19 protein-coding genes are annotated in these 17166 nt (G+C 28.5%); 7 read left to right on the top strand and 12 right to left on the bottom strand.

What is annotated here, in order from left to right; genetic code table 11:
* Nucleotides 1-15: 15 nt before the first annotated feature.
* From porA to L988_RS11265, 3 genes are all read left to right on the top strand, one after another.
* Nucleotides 16-1266 carry a pyruvate ferredoxin oxidoreductase gene (gene porA / locus L988_RS11275; RefSeq protein ID WP_081982906.1) on the top strand — a complete coding sequence of 417 codons (1251 nt, stop codon included), beginning with the start codon at nt 16-18 and terminating at the stop codon, nt 1264-1266.
* A gap of 5 nt (nt 1267-1271) precedes the next feature.
* Nucleotides 1272-2210: a thiamine pyrophosphate-dependent enzyme gene (locus L988_RS11270; protein WP_047384343.1), complete on the top strand. Its 939-nt coding sequence runs from the start codon at nt 1272-1274 to the stop codon at nt 2208-2210.
* Between the two features lie 136 nt (nt 2211-2346).
* Nucleotides 2347-3867, top strand: coding sequence for a hypothetical protein (locus tag L988_RS11265; protein WP_047384342.1), 1521 nt, complete (start codon nt 2347-2349; stop codon nt 3865-3867).
* A 141-nt stretch (nt 3868-4008) separates the two neighbouring features.
* Here L988_RS11265 and L988_RS13870 read toward each other — a convergent pair whose 3' ends face one another.
* Nucleotides 4009-4146 carry a nitroreductase family protein gene (locus L988_RS13870; RefSeq protein WP_197053428.1) on the bottom strand — a complete coding sequence of 46 codons (138 nt, stop codon included), beginning with the start codon at nt 4144-4146 and terminating at the stop codon, nt 4009-4011.
* Between the two features lie 160 nt (nt 4147-4306).
* Between L988_RS13870 and L988_RS11260 the strand changes: the two genes are divergently transcribed.
* Nucleotides 4307-4630: a helix-turn-helix domain-containing protein gene (locus L988_RS11260; RefSeq protein WP_047384340.1), complete on the top strand. Its 324-nt coding sequence runs from the start codon at nt 4307-4309 to the stop codon at nt 4628-4630.
* A 73-nt stretch (nt 4631-4703) separates the two neighbouring features.
* On the opposite strand, the gene L988_RS11255 is transcribed toward L988_RS11260, so the two are convergent.
* From L988_RS11255 to L988_RS11240, 4 genes are all read right to left on the bottom strand, one after another.
* A complete protein-coding gene (locus L988_RS11255; protein ID WP_047384339.1) occupies nt 4704-5114 on the bottom strand; it encodes a MarR family winged helix-turn-helix transcriptional regulator in 411 nt (136 codons plus the stop codon).
* Nucleotides 5104-6105 carry a hypothetical protein gene (locus L988_RS11250; protein ID WP_047384337.1) on the bottom strand — a complete coding sequence of 334 codons (1002 nt, stop codon included), beginning with the start codon at nt 6103-6105 and terminating at the stop codon, nt 5104-5106. The genes L988_RS11255 and L988_RS11250 overlap by 11 nt, the downstream gene beginning before the upstream one ends.
* The gene (locus tag L988_RS11245) at nt 6095-7162 is read right to left on the bottom strand and encodes an HlyD family secretion protein (protein ID WP_047384335.1); all 1068 of its coding nucleotides are present in this window, start codon (nt 7160-7162) and stop codon (nt 6095-6097) included. Before L988_RS11245 ends, L988_RS11250 begins: the two co-directional genes overlap by 11 nt.
* Before the next feature lie 108 nt (nt 7163-7270).
* Nucleotides 7271-9013, bottom strand: coding sequence for a hypothetical protein (locus L988_RS11240; protein ID WP_047384333.1), 1743 nt, complete (start codon nt 9011-9013; stop codon nt 7271-7273).
* 165 nt (nt 9014-9178) lie between these two features.
* Here L988_RS11240 and L988_RS11235 point away from each other — a divergent pair, with 165 nt between their 5' ends.
* Nucleotides 9179-10936: a 1-deoxy-D-xylulose-5-phosphate synthase gene (locus tag L988_RS11235; RefSeq protein ID WP_047384331.1), complete on the top strand. Its 1758-nt coding sequence runs from the start codon at nt 9179-9181 to the stop codon at nt 10934-10936.
* 59 nt (nt 10937-10995) lie between these two features.
* Here L988_RS11235 and L988_RS11230 read toward each other — a convergent pair whose 3' ends face one another.
* The 3 genes from L988_RS11230 to L988_RS11220 are packed head-to-tail and all read right to left on the bottom strand — an operon-like array spanning nt 10996 to nt 12096.
* Complete coding sequence (locus L988_RS11230; RefSeq protein WP_047384329.1) at nt 10996-11292, bottom strand: hypothetical protein; 297 nt, start codon at nt 11290-11292, stop codon at nt 10996-10998.
* A gap of 2 nt (nt 11293-11294) precedes the next feature.
* The gene (locus L988_RS11225; protein WP_047384328.1) at nt 11295-11702 is read right to left on the bottom strand and encodes a hypothetical protein; all 408 of its coding nucleotides are present in this window, start codon (nt 11700-11702) and stop codon (nt 11295-11297) included.
* Between the two features lies 1 nt (nt 11703).
* Complete coding sequence (locus L988_RS11220) at nt 11704-12096, bottom strand: hypothetical protein (protein ID WP_047384326.1); 393 nt, start codon at nt 12094-12096, stop codon at nt 11704-11706.
* A gap of 213 nt (nt 12097-12309) precedes the next feature.
* On the opposite strand from L988_RS11220, the gene L988_RS11215 reads away from it, so the two are divergent.
* The gene (locus L988_RS11215) at nt 12310-13449 is read left to right on the top strand and encodes a cyclically-permuted mutarotase family protein (RefSeq protein WP_047384325.1); all 1140 of its coding nucleotides are present in this window, start codon (nt 12310-12312) and stop codon (nt 13447-13449) included.
* A 50-nt stretch (nt 13450-13499) separates the two neighbouring features.
* Here L988_RS11215 and L988_RS14065 read toward each other — a convergent pair whose 3' ends face one another.
* The 4 genes from L988_RS14065 to L988_RS11200 all read right to left on the bottom strand — a co-directional run bounded on the left by L988_RS14065 (nt 13500) and on the right by L988_RS11200 (nt 16511).
* Nucleotides 13500-13625 (bottom strand): hypothetical protein, encoded by a 126-nt coding sequence (locus L988_RS14065; protein ID WP_255359942.1) that lies wholly within the window; start codon nt 13623-13625, stop codon nt 13500-13502.
* Nucleotides 13626-13674: 49 nt separating this feature from the next.
* On the bottom strand, nt 13675-14202 hold the full coding sequence (locus tag L988_RS11210) for a GNAT family N-acetyltransferase (RefSeq protein WP_047384323.1): 528 nt from the start codon (nt 14200-14202) through the stop codon (nt 13675-13677).
* A gap of 44 nt (nt 14203-14246) precedes the next feature.
* Nucleotides 14247-15353 carry a hypothetical protein gene (locus tag L988_RS11205; protein WP_197053971.1) on the bottom strand — a complete coding sequence of 369 codons (1107 nt, stop codon included), beginning with the start codon at nt 15351-15353 and terminating at the stop codon, nt 14247-14249.
* Nucleotides 15354-15473: 120 nt separating this feature from the next.
* Complete coding sequence (locus tag L988_RS11200) at nt 15474-16511, bottom strand: S66 peptidase family protein (RefSeq protein WP_047384319.1); 1038 nt, start codon at nt 16509-16511, stop codon at nt 15474-15476.
* Between the two features lie 337 nt (nt 16512-16848).
* On the opposite strand from L988_RS11200, the gene L988_RS11195 reads away from it, so the two are divergent.
* Nucleotides 16849-17142: a helix-turn-helix domain-containing protein gene (locus L988_RS11195; RefSeq protein WP_047384317.1), complete on the top strand. Its 294-nt coding sequence runs from the start codon at nt 16849-16851 to the stop codon at nt 17140-17142.
* Nucleotides 17143-17166: the final 24 nt, after the last annotated feature.

Raw genomic sequence — 17166 nt, 5'->3', positions numbered from 1 at the left:
AAAGGAGTGGAGTAAATGAGTATAAGAGAAAGAATGTCAGGAAACGAAGCCGTAGCAACAGCTATGAGACAGATAAACCCAGATGTAATGCCAGCATTTCCAATAACACCATCGACAGAGATACCTCAATATTTCTCGAAATATGTAGCTGATGGAGTTGTGAACACAGAGTTTATACCAGTAGAATCAGAGCATAGTGCTATGTCAGCTTGTATTGGATCACAAGCAGCGGGAGCTAGAACAGTTACAGCAACATCATCATGTGGTCTTGCATTAATGTGGGAGATGCTATATGTTGCGTCATCAATGAGATTACCAATAACTATGGCTCTTATAAATAGAGCTTTAACAGGACCAATAAATATAAATGCAGATCATAGTGACTCAATGGGTGCTAGAGATACTGGATGGATTCAAATATATAGTGAAACAAATCAAGAAGCGTACGATAACTACATTCAAGCTGTAAGAATAGCAGAGCATCCAAGTGTTCAACTTCCTGCTATGGTCTGCCAAGATGGATTTATAACAAGCCATGCTGTGGAGTGTATAGAGATTTTAGAGGATGAAAAAGTTAAAAAGTTTGTTGGAGAGTATGAACCAGAGGATTACCTTTTGAACTCAGCTAGAAAAATAGCTCATGGGCCATACGATACGGCAGCTTATTATATGGAGCATAAAGTTCAACAAGCTCATGCAATGATAAATGCAAAAAAAGTTATAAAAGATGTAGCAAAAGAGTATGAGGAGTTGACTGGAAGAAAATATTCATTCTTTGAAGAGTATAAAATGAATGATGCAGATGTGGCTATTATAGTTTTAAACTCAACGGCTGGAACAGCTAAAGCTGCGATTGATGAATTAAGAGCTGAAGGAAAAAAAGTTGGTCTTATAAAGATAAGAGTATTTAGACCGTTTCCATTTGATGAATTAAAACATGCTTTAAGTGGAAAAAAAGTTATAGGAGTAATGGATAAATGTGAAGGATTCTCAGCTGCAGGAGGACCACTTTTTGCAGAGGTGAGATCGGCTCTTTACGATTCACATGATAGACCAGAGATTTTCAACTACGTTTATGGACTAGGTGGAAGAGATGTAACTGTTGATTCTATAAAAACAGTTTTCAATGAACTTCTTCATGAAGCACACTCAAAGGAACTTTTAGAAAATGGAGTAGAGATTTTATCTCACTCAGAGCAAATTTTATCTGACACAAATGACTTTGAAGTAAGAAGAGTTTACAGACACTTAGGAGTAAGGGGGTAGTTCACATGGCATATAATCTTAAAGAACAAATGAATAAACCAGAAAGATTGACTGGAGGACATAGACTTTGTGCTGGATGCGGAGCAGGAGTAGCAGCAAGAGCTATGCTTAGAGCTTTAAAAGTTGAAGATGAAGCTGTTATTTCAAATGCAACAGGATGTTTAGAGGTTTCAACATTTTTATATCCATACACAGCTTGGAAAGATTCGTTTATACATTCAGCTTTTGAAAATGCTGCTGCAACAACAAGTGGTGTGGAAGCAGCATACAAAGCTTTAAAAAGAAGAGGAAAATTAAACGATACTTATAAATTTATAACTTTTGGTGGAGATGGAGGAACTTACGATATTGGATTCCAATCACTTTCAGGTGCTATGGAAAGAGGTCATGATATGGTTTATGTGTGTTATGACAACGGAGCTTATATGAACACAGGAATTCAAAGATCGTCAGCTACACCTAAATTTGCAGATACAACAACATCTCCTTTAGGAAGAGAAAGCGATGGAAAACCACAAGGAAGAAAAGATTTAACAGATATAATGGCAGCACATAACATTCCATATGTTGGTCAGACAACATTTATAGGAAATTTTAAAGATATACAAGAGAAAGCGGAAAGAGCTATTTATACAGAGGGAGCAGCTTTTATGAATGTTCTTGCACCGTGCCCAAGAGGGTGGAGATATCCTCCTGAGAAATTGATGGAAGTTTGTAAATTGGCTGTTGAAACTTGTTATTGGCCACTGTTTGAAGTTATAAATGGCGAGTGGAAACTTTCTTACAAGCCAAAAAATAAGTTACCGATAACAGAGTTTTTAAAAATTCAAGGAAGATTTGCACATCTTTTCAAACCAGGAAATGAACATCTTTTAGAAGAGATTCAAAAAGATGTAGACAGAAAATGGGAAGCACTTTTAAAAAGATGCGGTGAGGAGATTTAAAAGTATAAAATTTAGCGATTTATTTCTTTAAATTTATTAAAGAGATAAATCGTTTTTTTTATTCGAAATAGTTTAAAATTATTTAAAATATGTTATACTTAAATTAGTTAAAAAATTGACTGATTTTGGAGGGATAATGGTAGAAAATATATGGGAAAATAGTGAAAATAAAAGAGTTGTTAGCTATTTTGATAATGTTATAAAAGATGGAAGTTTAAATCAAACTTTGATAATTCAAAATATAATAGATACACATATAGGAGAAGAGATTAGAGTTCCTAGCGGAACCTATTTGATAGATTACTTGAATATTCCAAATGGAACTCATTTAAGAGGTGAGATAAATACAGTTTTTATGAGTAATCTAGAGGATAAAGTTATTAGAATTTTAAGTGGAGTAAGTTGTTTAATAGAAAATATTCATGTTTCTGGAAAAAATGAGGTTATTAGACCGATAGCTAAAGGAAATCAAATTGGTTGGTATTTAGATGGGTGTTTATCTGTAACTTTAAACAGATGTTCTGCTAGTGGTTGCAACGATTCTGGAATAAAAATAAAAAATACAGGATATAGTTCATCAGCACAATATTATAAAGTTCCAATTTTAAATAATTTTAAAGCATTTAGAAATTATATTGGAATAAAAAATGATGTGAGAGGTGAGTACTGTCAATTAAATGGTTGTATCTCAGCTGAAAACTATATCGGATATTTTACTGGTGGTGGAAACAACATGGTTTCTAATTCACAATTTAATAGAAATCAAAATGGTGCTAAAGTAGTTGGAGGAACAACGGATGGTGTAACTTATCCAAATAACTCACATGCTTCTTTTACTGGTTGTCAATTTAATCATAATATAGATGACTCTATTAGATTTGAGAATGTAGAGGTAGGTTATATGCTAACTGGTTGTCAATTTTTTGATGGAGATATAGTTTTCAAAGGCTCAACAAAAGGTGTTATTATAAATGCCAGTGAAGGTGGAACTTGGAGTATAAACAGCGATTCACAGAATCAAAATATGCTTTCAAACTGTTTCTTCTATACAAAACCAAGTGGAAATTGGGAAAAAACTTTAGTTCATAAAAATAATATTGGAACAGGAGCAGTTGTAGAAGATACTCCAACAGTTGAAACTAATATAGATGAAAAAGATTTAATTTTTAAAGCTAGATATGATTTTTATAGAACTTCAAATAGAGGTGTGAGTAGCTGGAGTGCAGGAGGGCCAAATATATTTTGGGGATGCAAAGATGTTGTTGTCTCACCTAAAAAATATGTGGGCTATGTTTTAATTAGGGTTATGAATTATAAAGAAGGAAGTATGAAAGAGTGCTCACTAAGTGTTGTAGATGCTGCAACAAATATTCTTTTAGAAAATTTATTAATAAAGTATATTCCTGAGATAAGAAAGATTGATGGAGAGTATTATGCTCTTATGCCTGTAAAAAAAGAGTTTGATAGACATATCTATTTTATAGCGGGAGTTAATAGAGGAAACTCTACAAGTGAAATGGGAATGGCTTATGGAAGAATCAAATCGAGTAGTGCATTTGCATATTTTGGAACATCAATGCCAACGATAGGAGCGACAGTACCTTTAAATACAAATGAAATAAATTGTGAGTTAATTATTTGTCAAGATTATAGATAAAAAAAAATCCTTCTAATAACTTATTAGAGGGATTTTTATTATTATTTCATAAAAATAATTCTTCCATCTTTACGAGGTTTTGCTTTTGGAATCTCTGTATCTGGATAGCCTAGAGCTATATGGCAAACGGGAGAAAAACTCTCATCTATATTCAGATTCTGCAGAAGGAGCGTATTCTCCAGCTTTTAAAATTAAGTCTAAATCCTTTTTATTAATCTCTTTGGAACTGAACTTTCTAATAGATCTTCTTTCTAATATACATTTAATAATTTCATTCATAATCTCACTCTCCTTAAAAAATATATTTATATTATAGCGGATATATCTTAATTGTAAATTAGGCACCTTTTTGTTAGCTAGTAACCTTTTTGTAACTGTTGACAGAGTTCTAAAATATTTGTTATACTCAAATAAAATAAAAATTTTAGGGGGGATTATCGTGTTAACAAAAGAAGAGTTACCAGAGTGCCCAGTAGCAACAACAATCCAACTCATTGGAAATAAATGGAAACTGTTGATTATAAAAAATTTACTTCATAAAACTTTTAGATTTAATGAGTTGAGAAGAGACATTCCGGGTATTAGCCAAAAGGTTTTAACGGAGAATCTTAAATCTCTAGAAAAAGATGGTCTTATAAATCGAAAAGTATATCCTGAAGTACCACTAAGAGTAGAGTATAATTTGAGTGAAGTAGGAAATAGCTTGAGGGGAATTATCAAGCATATGGAATTATGGGGAATAGAATATAAAAATAGAATATAAAATATTGCATCCAAATAAAAAAAGCTGTAGATAGTAACTTGTCTACAGCCTGAAACATTTAAGATAATTCTTATTATTTTTCATTATAAACTTCATTTAAGATTTTCATGAGGTCCTCACTTAAAAACTTCGATGCTATTTTTTCATATACTATATTTAATTCATTTATAATAGAATCTATAAAGGAACACATTTTAAGACCATCTTCTGTAAGAGAAACAGAATAACTTCGACCATCTTTATTTGAAGAATTTTTTTCAATGAAATTCATGTCTTCTAATTTCTTTAAAATTTTACTAACGGATGGTTTTTCAACTATTCCCATTTCGAAAATCTCTTTTGGCGTTATTTCAGAATTCTCTTTTATTTTCAAAAGAATAATAGCTTGAGAAGCTTCTAAATCTGTATCTTTTAAATGATGATTTAGATATTTTTTTTGATATCTATTTAATTTTGAAATTAAGGCAGCTAAATTATTTTTCATATTTATTTCCTCCTAAACTTATTAGAAATTTGATTAAGATTGAAGAAGCAAGTAGTACAAAAGTAATTTGTAATGCTCGAGTTCCAGCCTTACCAGCAATATCACTTTTTGGATTCAGATATAAACAAACTGGTAGAATAGTAGCTGCAATAAGTCCATTACCTATAGTTTTATGTATGTTTGTTTCTCCATAATACTTTAAGTATAACATTGGAAAGAATATCAATGAAAGAGAAAGAGTAAAAAAGAAGATAGATTTACTTAGACCAATAACTAAAAAAGAATATAGGATGGCAATAAAGCAACCTAAAATATGTGTTTTTATTATTAACGGTGTCATTGCTTGGATTTTCTTCAAATCTAAATTTCCATACATAATAGCAAGAGTGGCAAAAGCAAAGAAAGCATCTTTGATATCAAATAATATATAAAGAAACCACGTTATTGAAACTAAAATACTAATTAAAACTACAAGATATAAATTTATATTAGGAGTTTTTTTATCTAAATCAATTGCTTTTATTTTTTCTTCTTTTGAATTAGGAAGAAAAAGTAGGATAAAAAACCCTAAAATTCCTCCTAAAGTAGTAACAATAAAAACGTCGTAGACCATAGTTTCAATATTTAAATTATTATATGTTGAATATATTGTTGTGAAAGAATATCCTAAGATAATATTAGAAGATATCTTTGGATTTAAATATATATAATAAAAACAGCTAAAAAATATACTAAAAGTGAAAATAAAAAAAAGTATAAATTTTTCTTTAAATATTTCCGAGGCAAGAAGACCAAATGCGGTAGCAATAACAAGCCAACAATTTTGTTTAATAAAATTTTTAAAATTAAATACTTTCATAGTTGTAACTGTACTTAATGCTATTATAGGAATTTCAAAACTAAAACTATATGATGTATATTTACTAATGGTTATTCCAAGAACAATAGCTAAAAGACTTCTTAAAATATCTTTAGTGTAATCAGTAAACATAATTAAACACCCTTATAATATTAATCCACAAATTTGCCAAAATAGAATAAAACAAACTATTATTTTCAGGAAGTAGTACTACTGAAGCTTTAGAGCCACTAGATAGATTTTTGATTAAGTCAGATCTTTCAATTTTTATAGTAACTCTAATTTTTCCGGGATCTCTAATCCAACGATTATCGTCAACTATATTAACGAGAGTATTTGATGTAGAAAAACCTTCAGCGAGAATAGGAGTTATTTTTTGAACTTCTCCTTTTATTATATTTTGAGAAGCGCCATCAAAAAGAATAAGAGCTTGTCTTCCCTTTATTATAGATTTCAAATTTTTTTCTTTTAAATCGACATTAACAGTTAAAGAATTATCATTTTTAATATAAAATAGCGTTGTATCTTCTTTAACTAACGTATTAGGATAAAAATTGTCCATAACAACTTCACCAGAAATTGGAGCAGTAATAACAGTATTTTTTAAATTAATCTCTGTTTTTGTCAAATTTCCCTTAGCAATTAAAAGCTGTGGAGTTGTTTCCTCTTTCTCTTTATATTTTATAAGTAGATTACTTAAGAGATTTTCACTTTCTTTTAAAGTTTTTTCTGACTCAATAAGTTTTGTGTTCATATTTTCATAGTCTAATTCATTTATATAATTTTTCTGAAAAAGCTTTTCATATTTTTGAAGTTCATTTTTATTTTGTTCAACTAAAATCTTATTTTTTTGAATAAACATTTTTGTTTTTTCAATATCGTTTTTTAAGTTTTGAATAGAATCGACAACCTCATTATACTGACCGAGGGCAGTTATATATTGAGCAGTATAAATTTTTTTATCAAGTTCAAAAAGTGCTTGCCCAGCTTCGACTTGCTCTCCATTTTGAACAAATATATTTTCAACACTTTCAGAAACTTTACTATAAACTGGTGCAATCTGATATTCTAGAAAAGCTCGAGAGGAATACGGGATGTTCATTTGAACCCCAACTGTAATGATAAAAGTAATTAAAAAGCTAATGAAAATAATTAAATATATGATTTTTGCTTTATTTTTATAAATCATAAAAAATCACTCCTGAATTTAGTTTACTAGTAAACTATTTTTCATTAATATTATCACACAATAAAAAAAAACACAAATTACATTGTGTTTTTTTGTTAAAAATTTAAATTAAGAACTGAAAATAAACATAGGTGGGGCTTTCCATTCAATAATTTTTTCAGAATTTATAAATTTACCTTTTTCCGATAAAATTTCATCTTGATAAATTTCATATGAACCATCCAAAATATCATTTTTATATGTTTTAAGATCTAATAAATCACCTCTATTTGGTGAATATGTTTTCCAGATTCCATCTTTTTTATTGTTTTTATAAATTCCAGAAGAAATTATACTCTCAATATTTGCGTATGGTCTAGTTATAGATGTGACACCGGGAAAAGAACCTAGATTAAATTCTTCAAAATAGCCATTTTTTAGAATATCATCTAGACTTTGAATATTATCCTTTAATTTTTCTCCATAAAAAATTTCTTTGATTCCAAAGTATTTTAAAGGGTCTTCATAATATCTAAGGCCTTCAGTAAAAACTTTTCCGGGAGAGTAGTTTTGAAAAATAATAAAAATATTTTTTCCGTTTTCAAAAGGCAACGAATAAAGATTTAACTCTTTATTTTCTATTTTTGCATCTATAATATTTAAATTTTTAAAGGAACTTAATGATTTTCGAGCTTCATAATATTCATAACCAGTTTTTGGGTTAGTTTTTTTATCGAAAATTCCATATTCTCGTTTAAAATGAGTGTAGTTCATAACTTTCTCTAAAATATTATTTTTAAATTTTTTTATTTGAGAAATTTCTCCATTAGGATCATAATAATGAATAAAATCAATTTCATTTTTTTCATTATAAAATTCAGATGAATAAAGTTTTAATTCGTTTGAGTATCTATATAAAATATCTTTTTGTATTAAAACCCCATTGTTGTATGTTAGCTTTATAGGAATATATCTTTCTAATTCGTTATAATATATATATGAAGTCCAAATATTATTTTTTATATTTTCAGTATAGGAACCGTATTCTTTCGAGTTATAGTATTTACCATTTTTAATTATTTTACCATTCTCATCTTTTCCTTCGAAAACCTCTTCAAGTGTTATCAAACCATAATTCTGTATGTTAAAAGTGAAAAAATATTTATCATTTTTCATTAAAATTTGATCTTCGTTAATGTATGAATGAAAAGTTAAATTATTTAATGAATAAATATTAAAATATTTTTGTAGATTGTATATTTCATAATCTGAAGGGTCTAGTTCATAAAGATAATAAAAGCTTTTTGAATAGTAATTTTCTTTTCCAACTTTACTTATAACGTCCCATTGATTATAGTTATTAAAGTTTACAACTTTATAATAAGGAAATAATTTTTCTAATTCTTTTTTTGCAGAGGAAGCATCAAAATTTTTGATGTTTGCAATTTTTTTATCAATTTCATTTTTTGTAGCAATATTTAATGTTTTAAAAAATTCTGGTTCAAAATTCTCTTCGTCAATAGTGTAGTTGAAAATTTGTTTTAAAGAATATCCCTCTAATGAATTTTTATTATTTTGATTAAAAATAATAAAAATTTCATTGATGTTATCTCCGTTAATATCGTATAAAAAGACACTTTTAACTTTTTTTTCTAAATTTTCTTTACTCAAAATAATAGAATTTTTACTTTCAGGAAACTCAATAATAATATCATAGCTCATTTTATTACTTTTGAATTTTAAAATAGAATTAAGTTCAATTTCTACATTCTTTAAAAGTTTTAAATGTAAATCAGGATGAATGTTGTTAGTATATAATTTTTGAGGTAGTAAAAATAAAAAAAGGAGCATAGAAATATAAAAAGTTTTCATGGGAACCTCCTTGTGCGAGTTATATTATCACAAGTTTAACATAAGGAAATACAAAAATCTAGATATTTGTAATTGATTTAATTTGGAAAAAATAAAAAAAGTTTGACTTAGAGTTAACTCTAAATGCTAAGATGAGTTATATCCAAAATAAAAGGAGTGATGAGAATGATTTTAGGGAAAATAAATTCACCAAAAGATTTAAAAAATTTAACAATAAAAGATTTAGAACAGTTATGTACAGAGGTAAGGATTGCTTTACTGAATAAACTTAGCACAGTTGGTGGACATATAGGTCCAAACTTAGGAATGGTAGAAATGACAGTAGCAATGCATAAAGTATTTAATTCGCCAATTGATAAAATAGTTTATGATGTGTCACATCAATCATATGCTCATAAGATGTTAACAGGAAGAAAGCATGCCTTTTTAAATTCGAATGAGTATTTCTCAGTTTCTGGCTATACAAATCCAGATGAAAGTGAGCATGATTTCTTTAAAGTTGGTCATACATCAACATCTGTTAGTTTGGCATGTGGGCTTGCTAAGGGAAGAGATTTAGTTGGAACTAAAGAAAATATAATTGCAGTTATAGGAGATGGTTCTTTAAGTGGTGGAGAAGCTTACGAAGGTTTGAATAATGCTGCTGAAACTGGGACAAATATGATTATAGTTGTAAATGATAATGAGATGTCAATAGCTGAAAATTATGGAGGATTATATAATAATTTAAAACTTTTAAGAGAAACAAAAGGAAAGGCTGAGTGTAATTTTTTCAAAGCAATGGGATTAGATTATATTTATGTTGAAGATGGACATAGTTTAGAGTCATTAATTTCGGCTTTTGAAAAAGTTAAAGATACTGATAAACCTATTGTTGTCCATGTGAAAACTATAAAAGGAAAAGGATATGAATTAGCTGAAAAGAACAAAGAGAATTGGCACTATGGGATGCCATTTGAGCTTGAGACTGGAGAAAGAAACTTTCAATTTGGTGATAACTATTCAGAGTTAACAGGGGCTTATCTTTTAAATAAGATGAAAGAGGACGAAAAAGTTGCTGTTATAACAGCTGGAACACCAAGTGTTGTTGCATTTAATGAAGATCGTAGAAAAGAAGCTGGGAAGCAGTTTATTGATGTTGGAATAGCGGAGGAGCATGCGGTGGCTCTAGCATCTGGAATGGCGAAAAATGGAGCTAAACCTATATTTGCTGTTTACAGTACCTTTATACAAAGATGCTATGATCAACTTTCTCAAGATCTTTGTATAAACAATAATCCTGCAGTAATTCTTGTTTTTGGTGGAGGATTGACAGGATTTAGTGATGTAACACATTTAGGATATTTCGATACTCAAGTAGTTGGAAATATTCCAAATATGGTTTATTTGGCTCCGACATCTAAAGAGGAATATTTTGCGATGTTAGATTGGGCAATTGATCAAAATGAACATCCAGTTTCTATAAAAGTTCCATCTTTGGGAGTAATTCAAACTGAGATGCCATTAAAAAATAATTTTTATGATATCAATAGATATATTGTAACTGAATCAGGAAAAGATATTGCTATTTTAGCTTTGGGAGATTTTTATCAGTTAGGAGAAGACGTAAAAGCTGATTTAAAAGAGAAGCATGGAATAGATGCAACACTTATTAATCCTAGATTTATAACAGGAGTAGATGAACAATTATTAGAAACATTAAAAGAAAATCATAAATTAGTTATAACGTTAGAAAATAGTGTACTAAATGGTGGATTCGGAGAAAAGATAACTAGATATTACGGAGCATCAGACATGAAAGTCATAAATTTTGGTGGGAAGAATGAATTTACAGATAGATTAACTTCTGAAGAAATCTATGAAAATAATCATTTAAATAGAGAGCAAATTTTAGAAGATATAGTGCAGGTTTTTTCTAAATAAAAATTGATTATATAAAGCAAAAGATTACCTAGAGGTGAAACCCCCTAAGTAATCTTTTTTTAATATCCGTTATATGGTGTTGGTACCGGTCTATAGTAGTCATTGTTATTGTTGCTATTAGCTATAATTCCTCCAACAACGACAGCTCCAACAACTGCAGCTCCGATAGCTTCTCTTCTTCTTTTTTCTTTTCTGATCTCTCTTCTTATATCTTTTCTAACTTCCTGTCTGATTTCGTGACGAATATGAGCTTTTGCTATTTCGTGTCTAACAACAGGATGTACAGGTCTATGGTATCTCGCAAAAGATGTTGTTGTTAATATGATTAACATAATTAAAGCAAGAAATTTTTTCATGATTATTTACCGTCCTTTTCTAATATTTGCCCGAATTTTGAAATTTCATCTTTATTGAAAACGATATAGTCTTCAGTTCCAGCGAAGTCTAAAACAAGAACATCTGCAGATTTATCATATTGTATATGATAAAATTGTAAAGCACTTTCTTCAGGTTTATTTGCATTTGCTATAATACCAGGGATTTGTATTCTAGCTTCTCCATCTTTGAATGTGTTTATTAAAACAGATTTTGGTAAACCAAAAGTTACCACAGCTCCATTTTTAGTTTGTAGTGCAAAATAAGCGTTACTATTTTGAACAAACATTCCTATTTTATCAGTTGATGTAGCTACATCATTTTTAACAATATCTGCCGCAAAAAGATTCATAGAAGTTAGAATTCCTAAGATTGCTAAGATTTTCTTCATATTACTTTCCTCCTAATACAGTATTTACTATTTTTTGTGATTCCTCTTTAGTAAATATAATTTTAAAATCTTCATAAGTCGGTTTAACAGTTAATATATCATTTGAAAAATCTACATCATATAGTTCAACAACTAAATCATTTTCTTCTAAGCTATCATAAAATCCGATTACCTCTTTTTGAGAGATTCCTTTTTTAGCGTCTAAAAGAACATCATTAGCTAATCCAAAAACATAAGCTTCTCCAGATTTACTGTCTAAAGCCATATAAGTAGCACCCTCAACTTTTTCTATTTTTAAATTTGGAAAATCCATACTTCCTTTTTCACTTTTGAATTCAGCACTAAATAAATTAGCAGAAACTAGCACTGATATAGCAATTAAAAGTTTTTTCATTCTAAACTCCTTTGAAATATTTTTTTAAAGCATGTGAACATATTATCATATCTTTCAATTGTTGAGAATTTGAAAAAAGATTAATGAAGTTTGGTATTAAATTTCAATAGATTAAATTATTTTCAAAATAATATTTCTATCTGAAAAAAATTTTGACAATCTCGATAAAATAAAGTATATATCATTATTAGATAACGTTGGTGGGAGGTATATATGAAAAAAATAGCATTAGGTTTAGTGGTTTTAAGTTTAGGAATTACGGGATGCTCTACTGGGACAATAAAAAATAAGGAGATTAAAGAGGTTACTTGGAAACACATTGGGGATTTAAAAGCACCAAAAGGTTTTGAGAAGCAGTACGGAGTAGCAGGACCTTTAGCTGGACATATAGGGGAGTATGTGATTGTAGCTGGTGGAGCGAATTTTCCATATAAACCAGTTCTTGAAGGTGGTGCAAAAATTGTATATTCAGATTTATATTTGATGAAAAAAACATCAAATGGATTAGAATTGATTAAGCACACTCATCTACCAAAAGAGATAGGATATGGAAGTGCTATTTCTACAGAAAAAGGAATCTATTATATAGGAGGAACTTATCAAACTGGCGTATCAAATGAAATTATTTTTGTAGGATTAAATAAAGATAAAACAGATATAGAGGTAAAAACAATAGGAAAGTTACCATTTGAATATCATAGTGGTGTAGCCGTATTAAAAGATGATGATATATATATCGTTGCAGGGAAACAAAATGGAAAAGATAGCAAGAATTTCTACAAATACAATTTAGTATCAGGTAAAACTTCTGAATTAAAAATGTTCCCGGGAACAGAAAGAAGTCAGCCGGTTGGTCAAATTTTACATAATGGTAAAGAGGAGATGCTATATGTATTTGGTGGTGGAACAGGGGTTGCTTTTACAGATGGTTATGCGTATAGTTTCTCTCAAGATAGTTGGTTAAAAGCAAAGGATGTAGAATTGAATAATCATGGAATTTCAGTTTTAGGTGCAAATTCAGTTAAATTAGATAGCAGTAAAATGCTAGTAATAGGTGGATTTAATAAGGAGATTTGGGATGATGCGAATTTAAAATTGGGTTCACTAAAAGGAGAGGCTTTAAAAAATTATAGAGAAAGTTATTTTAATAAAGATCCTCAAGATTTTAATTGGAATAAAAATATGTTGGTTTATAATGCCAAAACAAATAGTTGGGAATCGATGGGAGAAATACCATTTATGGCACCTTGTGGAGAAGGGTTAGTTAAAATAGGAGATACGATTTATTCTATAAATGGAGAGATAAAGCCAGGAGTTAGAAGCCCTAGAATTTATGAGGGTAAATTAAAATAAAGAATAAAAAAAGGATAAAGAGTAAAAATCTTTATCCTTTAACTATAATTTTAAATTTGATTTATTACTTTTTCCATTCCTTTTTGTAAAAAGAAATTTTTCATATTTACATAAAACTCTTTTTCCTCTTCTGATTTAGAGTTTTCTAAAAGGTAAAAAAATTCATCATTAGTCATTGATGCTTCTTGACATATTTTACATATAAAATCAAATGAACGTTATTATCTATTTTAACTCATCTTTAAAAAGGCTCATACTTACAGTGTCGTGATATTTTCCATATCTATATTGTTCTTGTCGGTGTCTTCCATCCTCTTTGAATCCTACAGCTTCGTAACATCTTTTTCCAGCTTCATTAAAATCAAAATAGTTTAATTTTATTTTATGGATATTCATTTCATCAAAAATGAATTTACAAAGAACTCTTAAAGCATCAGAGGCATATCCTTTCCCATGGTATTTTTTACCTAACCAGATTCCAATAGTAACGTTGCTATTTTTTCTATCGATGTTATTTATTCCACATCCTCCGATATATTCGTTACTTTCTAGTGATTCGATTGCGAAATTGAAAAGATCACCGTTGTAGTTACAGCATTTTTCAATAAAGTTTTTTTCAGATTCATATGACATTGGAAAAACAGTATCAATAACAAGTGTATCTCTTAATCCTTCTTCTTCTATTAAATCTAAAACTGTTTGTACTTCACTTGATTTGTAAGCTCTTAATTTTATTTTTTTTCCTTTAAACATAGTTCATTCCCCCTTTGTTTAGTTTTTATTGGATGATAAATTTATTATTCTAATTTAGAAAGTATATCTAGCTTTCTATCTTCAGACTTTAAATTTTTAATAAAAGCTAAAGCCATTTTATAATTTTTATTTAGATTAAAAAATTCTAAAAATATTTCAATTACTTCATTCATTTGTATTTCATCTAATGATATATTTTTTAAAATATCTATTGTTACCTCATATTTAATATCAAAAGAGATTAGGTTATTATTAGGTAGCTTCAGCCCAAGCATGTAGAAATAATATGCCATTTTTTGGTTATTTAAAGCTAGATAACATTTGGCAATCAATATATATAGTTTAAATTTGTGGTCTGTAGAAGTTTCGTAAAAACCTAAAATCTTTAAAATATTATTTTTGACCTCATCAAAATCTATTTTTGATTTATTAATTAAAAATATTTCTAAATGATTACCATAAATCACTAATTTCTCTTCAACTGTAGAGTTTTCGAGTAATTTTTTATAACTTTTGATAGCTTTATTTATTTTATTGAGTTCTGAATAAGAGATAATCGCAATCAAATTGTTAATTTTAAAATTTATTTCAGACTCATTTTTTCTTTTTAAAAGAGTGAGTAGAATCTTGTTAGATGTTTGGACATCTTTAATTTTATATAAAGAGTAAGCGTAGTTATACAGAATTTTAGTGCTTATATCAATATTATTTTTTAGAAGTTTATTTAAGTTAGGTGTAATCAATTCTATAAAATTTAAAAAGTTATCTTCATAATAAAATATTCGACCTAAATAAAGCAAGATTTCTAAATTTTCTAAGGGTTTATGTAAAGTCAAAGCAATTTCTAAATATTTTTTCGAAAATATAATTTGTTTTAGTTCGAAGTAAAGAATTCCTAATAAAATTGATATTTTCTTTTTATTGTAATCATTTAATTCAGCAAAGCAAATTTCGATTTCTAAATTACTATCTACTTGTCTTGAGTCTATTACTACTTCTAGTCTTTTTAAAGCTTGTTCCTCTTTAGTTTCTAATAAAAATTCTGGAGTAACAATAGTTTCAGAATTTTTAATTTTTAAAATATTATTAAAATTTTCAGCCACTATTTTTGCAGTTTTATAGGTGAGCCCTCTTTTACCAATTTCAATCATACCAATAAATTGTCTGGTAAGATTTGAGCTGCTTAATTCTTTTTGTGTGATGTTATATTTTTTTCTTAAAAAAACAATTTTTTCTTCAGGTGTTAAAAACATATTTTTCCTTTCTAAATTCTATATTACTCCGGCTTCTAAAATTTTAAAACTAATTTGCTCACAATTAATTTCAGCTTGAGCACCAAAAGGTATGGTTATTATAGGAGATGTGTGTCCAAAATTCAGATTATATAAAATCGGTAAATCTTTTAAATTATACTCGTCTCTGATAACTTTTAGTAAAATCTGCTTATATTCATCATAAAATTTTGAGTGTCTGGGTTTTCCAAAAATAATTCCATTAATAGAATTGAGTATTCCTTGAGCACCATAATTTCTTAACCAATATTCAAGATGTAAGGGAGTTGTAATTGATTCAGATACTTCCAAAAAAAGAATTGCATTTTTCCAAATTTTTTTAGATGGCCAAATCTCAGTGCATTTTATCATCTCTAAAACTTCCATACATCCACCAATCAAATGACCTTGAACAGTTTTAGTTCCTTGCAAGAGCTCATATCCCTTATTAATAAATGTATTTCGAGGGGTTAATTTATTTTTTATATCCCAAGGAAGATATTCGTTTGTCCATACATTAGATGAAGGGATATTTCCAATAGGAAGTTTCTCAAACACAGTCTTTTCAAACCAATACTTTGTGTAGTCAAACATTTCTAAATTTTCTGCGAACTCTGCTAATATAGAGGGACCATAGAAACTAGATATTCCAGCTTTTAAACAGATAAAGTGAGTAACAGTAGAATCTGAATACCCCATAAAAACTTTGGGATTGTTTTTAATAATATTAAAATCTATAAAAGGAAGAATTCGAATACTGTCCTCTCCACCTATACAAGTGAAAATACCTTTGATAGATTTATCTTTGAAAGCATCCATTAAATCTTGAGCTCTTTTTTCTGGATGGTTATATATAAAAGACTCTCCCTTTAGAGTATTGGGCATTTCAATTACATCAAGACCAAAGTTTTCGACTAATCTTTTTTTTCCTTGTTCATAACGCCAAAGTATCTCAGAGTTTCCAGCTCCACCCCATGAAAGACTTACAGTTGCAACTTTATCTCCTTTTTTTAAAGCTGAAGGTTTAATTAGTCTCATATAATCTCTCCTTTCAATAAATAATTAGAGAGATTATATGCTTAAAAAACATGAATGTCAACAAAAAAAGTTGCGTTAGTTAAATAAATAACAATATTTGAAAAAATATATTTTAAGAAGCCTCTATAATAGAGACTTCTTAAAAAAGCTTTGAAGTTTTGAATTGTATAATTTAGTATGAAAAAAAATTGAGGGGTCTTAAAATCGATTTTAGAGGGTCTGAGCATATTAATGTATTTCTAAAACTCTTAGGCTTTCTTTTTTTTGTTTTTTTATTGATTTTTAGTGTAAAAGCCTTTATAATATTTGGATAACTAATATGAGGAGGTGTAAAACTATGAAGACATATAATTTAGCTTTTAGATTTAGAATATATCCAAATGAAGTTCAAGCGAATTTCATTTTACAGACTTTTGGTTGTGTTAGGTTTGTATATAATAAGATTTTAGGTAAAGCTAAAGAGATTTATGAATTAGAGGGTAAAAATAAAATTATTACTCCTGCTTCTCTTAAATCTGAATTTCCATTTTTGAAAGAAGTTGATAGCTTATCTCTTGCTAATGCTCAAATGAATGTAAAAACTGCTTTCACTAATTTTGTAACTACTCAGCTAGTAACTAATAAAGTTTAATAGGAAAGATACTTTTTTCAAATT

The sequence above is a fragment of the Cetobacterium sp. ZWU0022 genome, assembly GCF_000800875.1.
Taxonomy (GTDB): domain Bacteria; phylum Fusobacteriota; class Fusobacteriia; order Fusobacteriales; family Fusobacteriaceae; genus Cetobacterium_A.
This window is presented reverse-complemented; position numbering and strand designations above follow the sequence as displayed.

Coding starts and splice junctions, on each gene's coding strand:
- L988_RS11250 (WP_047384337.1), bottom strand. CDS start 6,105: ATGTTTACTGATTACACTAAAGATATTTTAAGAAGTCTTTTAGCTATT.
- L988_RS11240 (WP_047384333.1), bottom strand. CDS start 9,013: ATGAAAACTTTTTATATTTCTATGCTCCTTTTTTTATTTTTACTACCT.
- L988_RS11255 (WP_047384339.1), bottom strand. CDS start 5,114: ATGAAAAATAATTTAGCTGCCTTAATTTCAAAATTAAATAGATATCAA.
- L988_RS13870 (WP_197053428.1), bottom strand. CDS start 4,146: ATGAATGAAATTATTAAATGTATATTAGAAAGAAGATCTATTAGAAAG.
- L988_RS11270 (WP_047384343.1), top strand. CDS start 1,272: ATGGCATATAATCTTAAAGAACAAATGAATAAACCAGAAAGATTGACT.
- L988_RS11225 (WP_047384328.1), bottom strand. CDS start 11,702: ATGAAGAAAATCTTAGCAATCTTAGGAATTCTAACTTCTATGAATCTT.
- L988_RS11210 (WP_047384323.1), bottom strand. CDS start 14,202: ATGTTTAAAGGAAAAAAAATAAAATTAAGAGCTTACAAATCAAGTGAA.
- L988_RS11215 (WP_047384325.1), top strand. CDS start 12,310: ATGAAAAAAATAGCATTAGGTTTAGTGGTTTTAAGTTTAGGAATTACG.
- L988_RS11205 (WP_197053971.1), bottom strand. CDS start 15,353: ATGATTGAAATTGGTAAAAGAGGGCTCACCTATAAAACTGCAAAAATA.
- L988_RS11230 (WP_047384329.1), bottom strand. CDS start 11,292: ATGAAAAAATTTCTTGCTTTAATTATGTTAATCATATTAACAACAACA.
- porA (WP_081982906.1), top strand. CDS start 16: ATGAGTATAAGAGAAAGAATGTCAGGAAACGAAGCCGTAGCAACAGCT.
- L988_RS11265 (WP_047384342.1), top strand. CDS start 2,347: ATGGTAGAAAATATATGGGAAAATAGTGAAAATAAAAGAGTTGTTAGC.
- L988_RS11195 (WP_047384317.1), top strand. CDS start 16,849: ATGAAGACATATAATTTAGCTTTTAGATTTAGAATATATCCAAATGAA.
- L988_RS11220 (WP_047384326.1), bottom strand. CDS start 12,096: ATGAAAAAACTTTTAATTGCTATATCAGTGCTAGTTTCTGCTAATTTA.
- L988_RS11200 (WP_047384319.1), bottom strand. CDS start 16,511: ATGAGACTAATTAAACCTTCAGCTTTAAAAAAAGGAGATAAAGTTGCA.
- L988_RS11245 (WP_047384335.1), bottom strand. CDS start 7,162: ATGATTTATAAAAATAAAGCAAAAATCATATATTTAATTATTTTCATT.
- L988_RS11235 (WP_047384331.1), top strand. CDS start 9,179: ATGATTTTAGGGAAAATAAATTCACCAAAAGATTTAAAAAATTTAACA.
- L988_RS14065 (WP_255359942.1), bottom strand. CDS start 13,625: ATGACTAATGATGAATTTTTTTACCTTTTAGAAAACTCTAAATCAGAA.